This is a genomic window from Streptomyces sp. ME19-01-6, assembly GCF_033793745.1.
In the GTDB taxonomy this organism is placed as follows: domain Bacteria; phylum Actinomycetota; class Actinomycetes; order Streptomycetales; family Streptomycetaceae; genus Streptomyces.
Genome location: NZ_JARAXF010000003.1, coordinates 234,061 through 247,005, shown reverse-complemented (window position 1 = coordinate 247,005; position 12,945 = coordinate 234,061). Strand labels below are relative to the sequence as shown.

At 72.2% G+C, this 12,945-nt stretch carries 10 protein-coding genes; 7 read left to right on the top strand and 3 right to left on the bottom strand.

All coding sequences use genetic code 11. The features are described 5' to 3' along the window. Positions 1-29: 29 nt before the first annotated feature. Complete coding sequence (lon, locus tag PV419_RS07680) at positions 30-2,459, top strand: endopeptidase La (protein WP_319686976.1); 2,430 nt, start codon at positions 30-32, stop codon at positions 2,457-2,459. A 79-nt stretch (positions 2,460-2,538) separates the two neighbouring features. Here the strand turns inward: lon and PV419_RS07675 are convergent, their stop codons facing one another. Further along, positions 2,539-3,381: a GH25 family lysozyme gene (locus tag PV419_RS07675; protein WP_319686975.1), complete on the bottom strand. Its 843-nt coding sequence runs from the start codon at positions 3,379-3,381 to the stop codon at positions 2,539-2,541. Between the two features lie 257 nt (positions 3,382-3,638). Between PV419_RS07675 and PV419_RS07670 the strand changes: the two genes are divergently transcribed. Beyond that, a complete protein-coding gene (locus PV419_RS07670) occupies positions 3,639-4,121 on the top strand; it encodes a MarR family winged helix-turn-helix transcriptional regulator (protein ID WP_319686974.1) in 483 nt (160 codons plus the stop codon). Positions 4,122-4,271: 150 nt separating this feature from the next. On the opposite strand, the gene PV419_RS07665 is transcribed toward PV419_RS07670, so the two are convergent. Then, complete coding sequence (locus tag PV419_RS07665; protein WP_319686973.1) at positions 4,272-5,045, bottom strand: protein phosphatase 2C domain-containing protein; 774 nt, start codon at positions 5,043-5,045, stop codon at positions 4,272-4,274. A gap of 361 nt (positions 5,046-5,406) precedes the next feature. Here PV419_RS07665 and PV419_RS07660 point away from each other — a divergent pair, with 361 nt between their 5' ends. From PV419_RS07660 to PV419_RS07640, 5 genes are read left to right on the top strand one after another with little or no spacing between them, the layout of a single operon-like run. Then, positions 5,407-8,538, top strand: coding sequence for a nitrate- and nitrite sensing domain-containing protein (locus PV419_RS07660; RefSeq protein ID WP_319686972.1), 3,132 nt, complete (start codon positions 5,407-5,409; stop codon positions 8,536-8,538). Beyond that, positions 8,535-9,020 (top strand): roadblock/LC7 domain-containing protein, encoded by a 486-nt coding sequence (locus PV419_RS07655; RefSeq protein WP_319686971.1) that lies wholly within the window; start codon positions 8,535-8,537, stop codon positions 9,018-9,020. The genes PV419_RS07660 and PV419_RS07655 overlap by 4 nt, the downstream gene beginning before the upstream one ends. After that, positions 9,017-9,394 carry a DUF742 domain-containing protein gene (locus PV419_RS07650; protein WP_311728876.1) on the top strand — a complete coding sequence of 126 codons (378 nt, stop codon included), beginning with the start codon at positions 9,017-9,019 and terminating at the stop codon, positions 9,392-9,394. Before PV419_RS07655 ends, PV419_RS07650 begins: the two co-directional genes overlap by 4 nt. Then, positions 9,375-10,025, top strand: a complete 651-nt coding sequence (locus tag PV419_RS07645; RefSeq protein WP_415925253.1) for a GTP-binding protein — start codon at positions 9,375-9,377, stop codon at positions 10,023-10,025. The genes PV419_RS07650 and PV419_RS07645 overlap by 20 nt, the downstream gene beginning before the upstream one ends. A gap of 12 nt (positions 10,026-10,037) precedes the next feature. Further along, a complete protein-coding gene (locus PV419_RS07640) occupies positions 10,038-11,438 on the top strand; it encodes a styrene monooxygenase/indole monooxygenase family protein (RefSeq protein ID WP_319686969.1) in 1,401 nt (466 codons plus the stop codon). A gap of 1 nt (position 11,439) precedes the next feature. Here the strand turns inward: PV419_RS07640 and PV419_RS07635 are convergent, their stop codons facing one another. Continuing rightward, the gene (locus tag PV419_RS07635) at positions 11,440-12,852 is read right to left on the bottom strand and encodes an NlpC/P60 family protein (protein ID WP_319686968.1); all 1,413 of its coding nucleotides are present in this window, start codon (positions 12,850-12,852) and stop codon (positions 11,440-11,442) included. Between the last annotated feature and the right edge of the window lie 93 nt (positions 12,853-12,945).

The following is a 12,945-nucleotide window of genomic DNA, read 5'->3' as shown; positions in this document are numbered from 1 at the left end:
AGCTCAACTTGCCTGCCGAAGGGGAGATCATGGCTTCCACGTCCACACCGCTCACCCTGCCCGTGCTGCCCCTCGATGACGAGGTGGTGCTGCCCGGCATGGTGGTGCCGCTGGACCTGTCCGACAGTGAGGTACGAGCCGCGGTGGAGGCCGCACAGGCCGCCGCCCGATCAAGCGGCAGCGGCGGCGGCAAGCCGCGCGTCCTGCTCGTGCCGCGCATCGACGGGACGTACGCGGGCATGGGCACGCTCGGCACGGTCGAGCAGGTGGGCCGGCTCTCCGACGGCGACCCGGGCGCGCTGATCCGCGGGGTGCGCCGGGTGCGCATAGGCGCGGGGACGACCGGTCCCGGGGCCGCCCTGTGGGTGGAGGGCACCCAGGTCGAGGAGATCGTTCCGGACCCGTTGCCCGGTGCCGTCTCGGAGCTGGTCAAGGAGTACAAGGCGCTGACCACCAGCTGGCTGCGCAAGCGCGGCGCCTGGCAGGTCGTGGACCGGGTGCAGCAGATCGACGACGTCGGCCAGCTGGCCGACAACTCCGGCTACTCGCCGTTCCTGTCGGTCCAGCAGCGCGTGGAGCTGCTGGAGACGGCCGACCCGGTGGCGCGCCTCAAGCTGGCCGTCGGCTGGCTGAGTGAACACCTCGCCGAGCAGGACGTCGCCGAGTCGATCGCCAAGGATGTCCAGGAGGGCGTCGACAAGCAGCAGCGCGAGTTCCTGCTGCGGCGGCAGCTGGAGGCGGTCCGCAAGGAGCTGGCCGAGCTCAACGGCGACCCGGAAGACGAGTCCGACGACTACCGGGCCCGGGTGGAGGCCGCCGACCTGCCGGAGAAGGTCAGGGAAGCCGCGCTCAAGGAGGTCGACAAGCTGGAGCGGGCCTCCGACCAGAGCCCCGAGGGCAGCTGGATCCGCACCTGGCTGGACACCGTCCTGGAGCTGCCCTGGAACGAGCGCACCGAGGACGCGTACGACATCGCCGGCGCCAAGGCCGTGCTCGACGCCGACCACGCGGGCCTGGAGGACGTCAAGGAGCGGATCACCGAGTACCTGGCGGTGCGCAAGCGCCGCGCCGACCGCGGCCTGGGTGTGGTCGGCGGCCGCCGGGGCGGCGCGGTGCTGGCTCTGGTGGGCCCGCCCGGCGTCGGCAAGACGTCGCTGGGCGAGTCGGTCGCCCGCGCGATGGGGCGGAAGTTCGTGCGCGTCGCGCTCGGCGGCGTCCGCGACGAGGCGGAGATCCGCGGCCACCGGCGTACATACGTCGGGGCGCTGCCCGGCCGGATCGTACGAGCCGTCAAGGAGGCGGGCTCGATGAACCCGGTCGTCCTCCTCGACGAGATCGACAAGGTCGGCTCCGACTTCCGCGGCGACCCCGCCGCGGCCCTCCTGGAGGTCCTGGACCCGGCGCAGAACCACACCTTCCGCGACCACTACCTGGAGGTCGAACTCGACCTGAGCGACGTGGTCTTCCTCGCGACGGCCAACGTCCTGGAGGCCATCCCCGAGGCGCTGCTCGACCGCATGGAGCTGGTGCGCCTGGACGGCTACACCGAGGACGAGAAGGTCACCATCGCCCGCGACCACCTGCTGCCCCGCCAGCTGGAGCGGGCCGGCCTGGAGCCGGGCGAGGTGACGCTGGAGGACGACGCGCTGCGCAAGCTGGCCGGGGAGTACACCCGCGAGGCGGGCGTACGGACCCTGGAGCGCTCCATCGCGCGGCTGCTGCGCAAGGTGGCGGCCCAGCACGAGCTGGGCGAGCGCGAGCTGCCCTTCACGGTCGGCACCGGCGAGCTGCGGCCGCTCATCGGCCGTCCGCACCACACCCCCGAGTCCGCCCAGGACCCGGCCGAGCGGCGCACCGCCGTGCCGGGCGTGGCGACCGGGCTCGCGGTCACCGGCGCGGGTGGCGATGTGCTGTTCGTCGAGGCGTCCCTGGCCGACCCGGAGACGGGCGGCGCGGGGCTGACCCTCACCGGCCAGCTGGGCGACGTGATGAAGGAGTCCGCCCAGATCGCGCTCTCCTTCCTGCGCTCGCACGGCGCGGAGCTGGAGCTTCCGGTCGGTGACCTCAAGGAGCGCGGCATCCACCTGCACGTCCCGGCGGGCGCGGTGCCCAAGGACGGCCCGAGCGCGGGTATCACCATGACCACGGCCCTGGCCTCGCTGCTCTCCGGCCGCCAGGTGCGCCCGGACGTGGCGATGACCGGCGAGGTCTCGCTGACCGGGCGGGTGCTGCCCATCGGCGGCGTCAAGCAGAAGCTGCTGGCGGCGCACCGGGCCGGGGTGACCACCGTGATCATCCCCAAGCGCAACGAGCCCGACCTCGACGACGTCCCCGCCGAGGTCCTGGACAAGCTGGAGGTCCACCCGGTCTCGGACGTCCGCCGGGTCCTGGAAGTGGCCCTCACCCCGGCGGCCACGTCGGCCACGTCGGCCACCCCGGAGGTTCCCGTGGCGGCGTGACGGGCCCGAACAGCCGACGCCCTCCGCCGTACGGACAGCCGGGTCCGTACGGCGGAGGGCGAAGCGCCGAGGGTGGGGCTCAGCCGTTGGCGAGGGCCTGGACGCGGTCGATCGCGCCGTTGAACTTGTTGTGGTCGCCGACCGTCGCGCCCGACGAGGTGTACTGCCAGATGGTGTGGAAGCCCCAGCCCGCCGGGAGTTCACCGACCGAGGAGCCGTAGCGCGGGATCCACAGCGGGTTGGTGCCGCCGAAGGCGCTGGAGTTGCCCGTGCAGCTCTTCCACCAGCTCGTCGAGGTGTAGATCACCGCGTCGCGCCCGGTGAGCGACTTGTACGTGGTGGTGAAGTCCTTGATCCAGCTGACCATCGCGCTCGCGCTCTTGCCGTAGCAGGTCGCGCCGTAGGGGTTGTACTCCATGTCGAGCGCGCCGGGGAGCGTCTTGCCGTCCTTCGACCAGCCACCGCCGTGGTTGACGAAGTACGTGGCCTGCGCCGCACCGCTGGAGTTGTCCGGCAGCGCGAAGTGGTACGACCCGCGGATCATGCCGACGTTGTACGACCCGGTGTACTGCTGCGAGAAGTACGGGTTGGTGTAGGTGGTGCCCTCCGTCGCCTTGACGTAGGCGAAGCGGACTCCGCTGCTCCAGAGCGTCGACCAGGCGACGTTGCCCTGGTGGCTGCTGACGTCCACGCCTTCGACGGTGGCAAGCAGCCCGGGCGGCTCCTCACCGGTCGTGGAACCGCCTTCGTGCTTAAGTATCTGGGAGCCCGCCCAGTCGTCCTCGGGGTGGGGGATGGCCTTTCCGCTCTCGGCGGCCGAAGCCGGACCGGAGAGCGTGAAGCTCATCGCGAGAAGACCGGCGAGAATGCCGCCAAGCGCGGTCAGGGTGCGCCGGGTCGTACCAGGTCTGTGCTTGGGCATGGCGTGCCTCCGAGGGCCTCGTGTGGGGAGAGGTGCACATGTCATTGGAATGGCCATGTCAGGTAGGACGCTACGGGCGTAGATACGCGGCGCGGAAGGGGGGAGGGTTGCTGCCGTTGGTCTAATCCTGCGAAATACTGACGGAGCTGCGGCGACGGCCGCGCCTGAAAGAAAATTTCACGCCGTGAAAATCCGGAGAGGGCTCTGACGTGCACAACAACGGGGCATTGCCCCCCGAGGGGGGTGAGGAACGCACCATGGGCGGAATTGGTGTAGACCATGCATTCCTGGCTCTGGAGCGCGAATTGGCGGTTTTCCTTCGTCGAGCCCGCGCCTCTTCGGGTGAATTGGCCCGGGAAGTCCACCCGGAGCTGGAATCCGCCGCGTACGGACTGCTGATGCGGCTGGAAGACGCCGGACAGCAGCGGGCCACGGATCTCGCGGCCTACTTCGGCGTCGGCAAGGCGACCATGAGCCGCCAGCTGCGGGCGCTGGAGGACCTCGGGCTGGTGGCCCGGGCCCCCGACCCCGCCGACGGCCGGGCCTTCCTGGTTCAGATGACGGATGAGGGGCGTGCCAGGTTCCGTCGCGTACGAGGGGCCCGGCGGGCGCGGTACGCGCGCCGCCTCGCGGCGTGGGAGCGCAGCGAGGTGGCCGAACTCGCCCGGCTGCTGCACCGGCTGAACTCCGCGCAGGCCACCGAGGAGCCCGGACAGGGCGCAGCTTCGCCGCAGGACTAGGCCTCTCATGTACGTCAGGATCGGCAAGCTCCGCCGACCCGGCGACGCGGGTGCGGCGTTCGGGGGACGGCCGGAGGTGGTCTTGGCCGCCGGGGCGCGGCGGGGGCCGCCCGGGCGAACGCGCGGGCCTGGGACTTTGCCGGGGTTCCGCTAGAACTCCGCGAAGACGACCGCCGCGTCGTCGTGCGCCTTGTAGCGGCGGAACGCGGTGCGCTCCGGGTCGGCGTCCTCCGCCGCCCGCACCCGGTCGATCAGCGCCTGCGGGCCCTCCTTCCGCAGCAGCGCGAAGCACTCGGTCCAGTCGCCCTCGCGGAACATCTCCACCCACCGCGCCGCCCCGTCGGTGAGCGCCGCCACCGCCCGTATCCCCGCGCGCGGGGAGGCGCCGGTCACGGCTCTGCGGGAGACCGCCGGGTCGGCGGCGGCGGTGAAGAAGCCGCCCTCGACATTGCGCAGCGGGGCCAGCGGCCGCCGCCCCGCGGCGCGCAGCCGGTCGATCCGGTCGTCGAGCACGGGCGTCACCGTGCCGTCCGTCCGCTCGATCAGCAACGCGGAGTCGGAGAGCACCAGATGCTCGACCCGCTCCGCATCCCACCGCACCGCGACGACCGTCGCCTGAGGCGTTCTAACGTGAGAAAGGTCACATTCTGGGCCGTGCGCGTCGGCCGTTCGTTCGATCGCGCGGGAGAGGCAGTCTGCCAGCGGCATATCCCGGCGCGATCCGGACAGTTCGAGCAGCGCCCCGCCCAGCCGGGCGGTGAACCAGGGCACGCCATGGACGCAGCCGTAGTCTTCCTCGGGTGGCGTCACCCCGTCCAGGACGACCAGTGCCCCGCCCTGACCTGACGCCGGCAGTGCTACCGACGCGTAGTCCTCGTTGGGGACCTGGTGATCACCGGGGGCGGTGGCGAGCTCGATGCGCATCTGGCCAGTCTGCCGGACCGGGGCCCGTCACTCCTGGGCGCCGAGAGGTGGGCGCACGCGGCGGTTTGCCGGATTGGCCGCGATTGACGGTTACGGGAACCTGCGGGGGAGCATCTTGCCAGGAGGCCGGGCGATTTCCAACCCGCGAAAGGTTGTCGGAGGGTATGGCCCGCGACCGAAGTTTGGTGGTCAACTACGCAATGGGGTTCACTCGTTCGGGCGGTGGGGTGGGTGATGTGTGCCCGTCCCGAAGTCGTCCTGAAAGGGTCGGAATCCCTACCAGAGGTGGGGAAACACAATTGTTGAACCGTCGTCACCTCTGAACCACAGTGGGTCGGGCGAGAAAAGATTGTGAGCACCGGTGCGGAAGAAGCGGCTTCGGGGCAGCAACCACGAGCAGGGCGGCGAGCCACGCCGGCAGGAGGCGTTGCCGCAGCGCAGCACCGCACGGGTCCGTAATCGGCTGGCCGTGTCCGTCGCCGTCGTCTCCCTCGCCGTTCTCGGGGCCGGGGCCCCGGCCGTCCTGAGCGCGCTGGACGACACCACCGACGCCCAGAAGCTCGTCGACCTCGCCGAGACCAACCGCGGCGCGGTGACCCTCGCCCACGCCCTCGCCGACGAGCGCGACGCCATGATCGAGTACGTCGCGGCCGGACGTAACTCCGCCTCCGGCGCCGGTGTCTCCGAGAGCCAGCGGGCCCGGGTGGACCGGCAGGTCAAAGAGGTGGGTCCGGGCACCCCGGCCGAGGTGCGGCGGCTACTGGACGCGCTGCCCAAGGTCCGGCAGCAGGCGCTGACCGGAGACGGCTCGGCGCTGGATGTGTACGAGAGCTACACCGAGACCGTCCAGGCGCTGGGCGGCCTCGCCGACACCCTGGCCCGCAAGCTCCCGGCCGGCGCCGACGACGGCTCCGCGGCCGCGCTGGCCCCCCTCGGCCGCGCCACGGAGGAGGCCTCCGCCACCCGCGGGCTGCTGCTCGGCGCGCTCTCCGCGGGCGGCAGCCAGCCCAAGCTCACCTCGGCGGCCCAGCGCACCAACGTACGCGAGCAGTCCGCGCTCTCCGACTTCAACCAGCTCGCCCCGGCCTCCGCCCGCGACCGCTTCGCCCGCACCGTCAACGGCACCGAGGTCACCGCCGCCGAGCGCTACATCGCCCGCCTCACCGACCAGCCCCAGCTCTCCGACACCGACCTCTTCCTCAACGGCGAGCGCGTCGAGTCCAGCCTGTCCGCCCGTATCGACCGGATGCGCGGCGTCGAGTCCTCGCTGGCCACCGCCGAGATCGAGCATCTGGAGAAGCTGCGCGACGACGAGGTCACCGACCTCGAGGTGGGCATCGGCATCCTCGGCGCCTGTCTGCTGCTGGCCATCGGCATGAGCATCCAGGCCGCCCGCTCGATGACCCGGCCGCTGGCGGCGCTGCGGCTCGGCGCGCGGCGGGTCGCCGCCGACCCGTTGGCCGAGGAGCCGATCGCCTTCAAGGGGCGCGACGACGAGTTCGCGGACGCCGTGCGGGCCGTCAACCAGATGCACCAGGCGGCGGTGCGCGAGCATGAGCGCGCCGTGAAACTGGAGGCAGACCGGGCCCGCCTGGTCGACGAGCGGCGCAGGCTCGCCGACGAGCGGTCCGAGCTGCGCCGCGAGCGAGACGAGGTCGCCACCCGCCTCGACGGTCTGCGGGCCCGCGTCCACGGCAGCTTCGTCAGTCTGGCGCTGCGCACCCTCGGCCTGATCGAGCGCCAGTTGACCATCATCGAGGACATGGAGGAGCGCGAGCAGGACCCGGACCGCCTGCAGACCCTCTTCCAGCTGGACCACCTGGCCACCGGGATGCGCCGCTACGGCGAGAACCTGCTGGTCATCGCGGGCTCCGAGAACAAGGCCGCGCACCCGGGGCCGGTGCCGCTGCTGGATGTGCTGCGCGCCTCGATCAGCGAGGTCGAGCGGTACGACCGGGTGCAGATCCAGGCCCTGCCGCAGCACGCCCAGGTCGCCGGGTACGCGGCGGACAGCATCAGCCACCTGATCGCCGAGCTGCTGGAGAACGCGACCACGTTCTCGCCGCCGGACACCATGGTCCAGATCTCCGGCTGGCTGCTGGAGAGCGGCGAGGTCATGCTCTCCGTCCAGGACGAGGGCATCGGCATGACGCCCGAGCGCTTCGTCGAGCTCAACAACCGGCTGTCCGACCCGGTGCCGGAGTACTGCCAGGGCCCGCAGCCCGAGGACCCGCTGGGGCTCGGTCTGTACGTGGTGACCCGGCTGGCCGCGCGCCACGGCGTACGGGTGCAGCTGCGCGAGCAGAAGCCGGGCGGGGTCGCGGCCGTGGTGGTCCTCCCGACGAAGATCCTGCCCGCCGGGCCGCCCGGCGGCGGACTGCCGCCCGCCGCGCCCGTGGGAGCCTCGTACGGCGGCACCTCGCTGCCGTCCTTCCCGGGCTCGGTGGCCGAGGCCAACTCCAACACCCTTCCGGGACAGTCCCGTCCGGCCCTCGCCGGAACCACCGCCTCCGGGACCTCCGCCGCCGACCTGGAGTCGCCGCGGACGCTCGCGCACCGGCGTGGCGGGCGCCTGGGGCTGCCGCGCCCTGGCGCGGAGAACGGCTCCGGCGGCCCGGCCCGTACGGCGGCGAACCCCCCGGGGACCCCGGCCGGTTCGGCGTCCGGATCGCCGGTCGGTTCGGCGGCCGGCGACCAGGCCCCGGAGCGGCGGCCCCGGATCGCGGACTCCACCGCGGCGGCCGCCCCCGGCGTCGAGATGGCCCCCGACCCGACCCCGCCGCGCGGCCACCCGGCCCCGGCCCCGTCGGACGGCGGCACCCTGCCCATGCTTCCGCGGCGCGCCCCGAAGCAGGCCCCCGACCCGCTGGTGGAGGCCGCCGAGCGGACCATCCAACTCTCCGGGCACCGCGACCAGTCGGCCCCCGACCCGCGCCGGCCGGCCCAGCGGGGCGGCGGCGAGACGATCGGCGGCCACGGCATACGCCCGGTCGGAGCCGACGCCTGGGGACCGGCCGAGGGCCCGGCACCGGCCGCGCCCGCGGACGCCACCCGATCGGTGACCGGGTCGTATCTGGCCGAGCCCGCCGAGCACACCCGGCCCGGGGCCGACGCGGCAGCCGCGGACGAGCAGTTGTCCACCGCCTCCGACGGGCGGCCGGCCCCGGGTGGGTCGCAGACCGCGTCGTCCGGGGTGCCCGGGCAGCGAGCCCCGGAAAAAGCAGAGGTGCGCGAACGCCGCCGCACCGACAAGGGACTTCCCAAGCGCACCCCGAAGAACGTGGCCCTGCCGGAGACCGACCCCCTGGAGCGCACGGGCGCGGTCAACGCCGAGGAACTGCGGCGCAGGCTCGGCGGTTTCCAGAAGGGCGCCCGGAAGGGGCGTCGCGACGCCGAGGCCGAGTTCGCGGGTCGCGACCCGGCGGGGGAGCGGCAGCGGGGACAATCGGGGGCGCAGGACGAGGGTGGCACGGTTGAGGAGGCACGCAGGTGAATGCGCCCACGAGTACCTATGGGCTGAGTTCCGAGGCCCGTAATCTGCATTGGCTGCTGTCGAACCTGGTCGAGGAGGTACCCGGCGTCCGCTCGGTCGCCGTCGTCTCCTCCGACGGGCTGATGCTGCTGTCCTCGGACGCGCGGCACACCGCGGCGGCCGCCGATCCGACGGCCCAGGACGGTCCGAAGGGGTCGAGCGCCGACCTGGCCACCATCGTCTCCGGCCTCGGCAGCCTCACGCTGGGCGCGGCCAAGCTGATGGACGGCGGGCTCGTCAAGCAGACGATGGTCGCTATGGACCAGGGCAGTCTGTTCGTCATGTCGATCAGCGACGGCTCGCTGCTGGGCGTGCACGCCACGCCGGACTGCGACATGACCGTGGTCGCGTACCACATGGCGCTGTTCGTCGGCCGGGCCGGGCATGTGCTCACCCCTGAACTCCGTACCGAGCTGCGCCGGTCCCTGGAGTCCGCACAGTGACGTCAGCGTCCCACAAGGCCGCCCGCGTACGCCCGTACTCGCTCACCGGCGGCCGGACCCGCTCCGGCCATGTGCTGCTGGTCGAGACCTTCGTGGCCACGCTGGAGACACCGGACGGGGCGGTCGAGCCCGCGCTCAGCGGGCCGGCCTCCCGGATGGTGCCGGAAATCCGGGCCATCATCGACCTCTGCCGTCGGATGCGTTCGGTCGCGGAGGTCTCCGCGCTGCTCAAGATTCCGCTCGGTGTGGTGCGCGTGCTGCTCAGCGACCTCGCGGACCAGGGAAAGATCCGCGTGTACGGCACCGGGCGGAGCCCCGGCCAGCCGGAACGCGCGTTGCTCGAAAGGGTGCTCAGTGGACTTCGCAGACTCTGAGACGATAACGGCGGCACCAGTGCGGGTGCCGGAGATACCGGGGGCCGACGAGGGGCTCCAGGGGTGGCAGGAGGACCGTTCGCGGGCACCCATCGCCACCAAGATCGTCGTCGCGGGGGGTTTCGGCGTCGGCAAGACGACATTCGTCGGCTCGGTCTCGGAAATCACCCCGCTGCAGACCGAGGCGCTGATGACGCGGGCCAGCGAGGCCGTGGACGACCTCGCCGCGACCCCGGAGAAGCTGACCACGACGGTCGCGATGGACTTCGGCCGGATCACGCTCGACTCCGACCTGGTCCTGTATCTGTTCGGCACGCCGGGCCAGCAGCGGTTCTGGTTCATGTGGGACGACCTGATGCGCGGCGCGATCGGCGCGGTGGTGATGGTCGACACGCGGCGGCTGGAGGACAGCTTCCCGGCGCTGGACTACTTCGACAGCTGTGGGCTGCCGTACGTCATCGCGGTCAACCATTTCCAGGGGACGCCGCTGTACGAGCCGGAGGACGTGCGGGACGCGCTCTCCGTCCCGGCGAAGGTGCCCGTGGTGATCGTGGACGCCCGCAACCGCGTCTCGGTGGCCGACGCGCTGCTCGCGCTGGTGAGGTTCGCCGTGGACATCTCGCCCGAGTGAACCGGCCCGGCCATGCGCAGGATGCTCATCGTCGGGGCCGGCCAGTCCGGCCTCCAGCTCGCCCTGGGATTGCAGGCCCAGGGGTACGAGGTCACCTTGATGTCCAACCGCACGCCCGATGAGATCCGCGTCGGCCGTGTGATGTCCACCCAGTGCATGTTCCGCACCGCGCTGCAGCACGAGCGCGACCAGGAGATCAACTTCTGGGAGGAGCAGGCCCCGCGCATCCAGGGCCTGGGCGTCTCGGTGGCCGGTCCCGTCACCCCGCTGGGGCATCCGCGCCTGGTCGACTGGGTGGGCGAACTGGACGGCTACGCGCAGTCCGTCGACCAGCGACTGAAGATGGCCGGCTGGATGGACGCCTTCGAACGGCGCGGCGGCCGGCTGGTCATCCACGGCGCGGCCGTCTCCGACCTGGAGTTCTTCGCGGAGCGCTACGACCTGGTGCTGGTCGCGGCGGGCAAGGGCGAACTGGGCTCCCTCTTCGGCCGGGACGCCGCCCGCTCCCCGTACACCTCCCCGCAGCGCGCCCTCGCCGTCGCCTATGTCCACGGTCTCGCCCCCCGGCTGGAACACCCCGAACTCGAAGCGGTGCGCTGCAATCTGGTGCCCGACGTGGGGGAGCTGTACGTCATGCCCGCCCTCACCACCTCCGGGCGGGCCGACATCCTGTTCTGGGAGGCCATCCCCGGCGGCCCCGCCGATGTCTTCGAGGGCGTCACCGACCCTTCCGAGCATCTCGCCCTGACCCTTGAACTCATGGAGTGGTTCACGCCCTGGGAGTACGGGCGGGCCACCCGGGTCGAGCTGACGGACGCGGGCGGCACGCTGTCCGGGCGCTACACCCCGACCGTCCGCGACCCCGTCGGCCGGCTGCCGGACGGCGGGCTCGTCCTGGGGGTGGCCGATGTCGTGGTCACCAACGACCCGCTCACCGGTCAGGGGTCCAACTCCGCGGCCAAATGCGCCGCATCGTATCTGGCGAGCATCGTCGAGCACGGTGACCGGCCCTTCGATGAGACCTGGATGCGGCGGACGTTCGCGCGGTTCTGGGCGACGGCGCGGCATGTGACCAAGTGGACGAACGCGATGCTGGCCCCGCCGCCCGCGCACATCGTTCGCCTCCTGGGCGCGGCGGGCCAACTGCCCGCGGTCGCCCACCGCTTGGCCAACGGCTTCGACGACCCTGCCGACTTCGAGAACTTCTTCTACGAGCCGGACAAGACCGCGGCGTATCTGGAGGAGGCGGAGGCAGTCGGATCCGCGGAGGACACAGGAGAGGACACAGGAGAGGACACAGGAACGGATACGGCCGATTCGGCCGAGTTGGCCGACTTAGCCGGTTCGGCTGGTTCGGGTGATGCGGCCGATACGGTCGATGTGGCCACCGAGGCCGCCGAGCAGGTGGGCTGAGTCAGCCCTTGGTCCCGCCGCCCGCCGTCGGGCGTACGGCGCCGCGCAGCGGATTGGAGGCGAGCGGGGACAGCTTGACCCGGCTGCCCGGGCGCGGGGCCTGCACCACCATGCCGTCGCCCGCGTAGATCGCCACATGGGACGCGCCCTTGAAATAGACCACGAGATCGCCGGGGCGCAGTTCGTTGAGCTTCACGCGCGGCAGTCGGCGCCACTGCTCCTGGCTGGTGCGCGGGATGGTCCGCCCGGCGTGCGCCCACGCCTGGGAGGTCAGCCCCGAACAGTCGAAGGAGCCCGGCCCCTCCGCGCCCCAGACGTACGGCTTGCCGATCTGGTTCAGCGCATACCGCAGCGCCCGGTGCCCGGCCGCCGCGGAGGCGAAGGGGCGGCGGGGCGCACGGCGGTGGCCGGGCGCGGTCCGGCGGGCGGGCTTCTTGGCCTTCGGAGGCGGGTCCTCGGCCTCCTCCGGCTCCGGGGTGGCACCGGTGTCCTCGGGGTCCGGGGCGGTGTCGGGCGGGGTGTCGGGCGGGGTGTCGGGCGGAGTGTCGGCTGGGGTGCCCGGCGGGGTGTCTTCGGCCTCGGGGGTGGGGTCCTTGCCGCGGGCGTGGCTGCTGAAGTGACTGCCGGTGTCGCGGTCGATGTCATGGTCGGTGCCGTGGCCGATGTCGCCGCCGGTATCGCCGCCGGTGTCGAAGCCCCCCGAGTCGATCGCGGTGTCGCCCGCCGACGGGTCGAGGGCCCCGGAGGCGAGCAGTTCGTCCTGTGCCCTCTCGGTGTCCTGGCGCTCCCGCTCCTCCAGCGCCCGCAGCTGGCCGAGGGTCAGCGAGGCCAGGGTCCGCTCGATGGTGGTGAGGCGTTTCTCGACCTTGTCCCGCTGTTTCTTCCGCTTGGTCGCGAGGGACAGCTGTTTCTTGAGCGCGGCCCGGCCCCGCTCGGCGAGCCTTTCCGCATGTGCCTCCCCTCTGGTCAGCCGCTCGACCAGGATCGCCTGGCGGTCGGCGGCCCGGCCGAGCTCGCGTGTCTGCTCGGCGACCTGGTCCGGGCTGGGGGACAGCAGCGCCATCAGGAAGGAGTACGAGGAGAGCTGGGTGCGGCCCTGGTACTGCTCGCGGGCCAGCCGCCCCGCCTCGTCGTGGCTGATCGCGAGGTGGGCACGGGTGCGGGCGAGGGCGGCGGCCAGCGCCCGCGTTTTGGCGCGCTGCTTGTGCAGCTTGTCCTCGGTGGCGTTGTACGCCTCGGTCGCCTCCTCGGCCTTGCGGTACAGCGTCTTGAGCTGCGTCAGCAGCTCGGCGACCGACTGATCGGCGGGTGCGGCGGGTGCGGCGGCGGCAGGCGCCGACGGGACGGGCGCGGCCAGCGCGGTGGCCGCGGTCAGCGCCACCGCGCAGACCGACCCCACGATGCGTCCTGACACGGTCTCACCTCCGGGCTCGACAAATCGACCTCGGGGCGATCGTGACATGACCAGTCGTATATTAGGAGAATTGTCGGCGAGTCGGGTCAATGC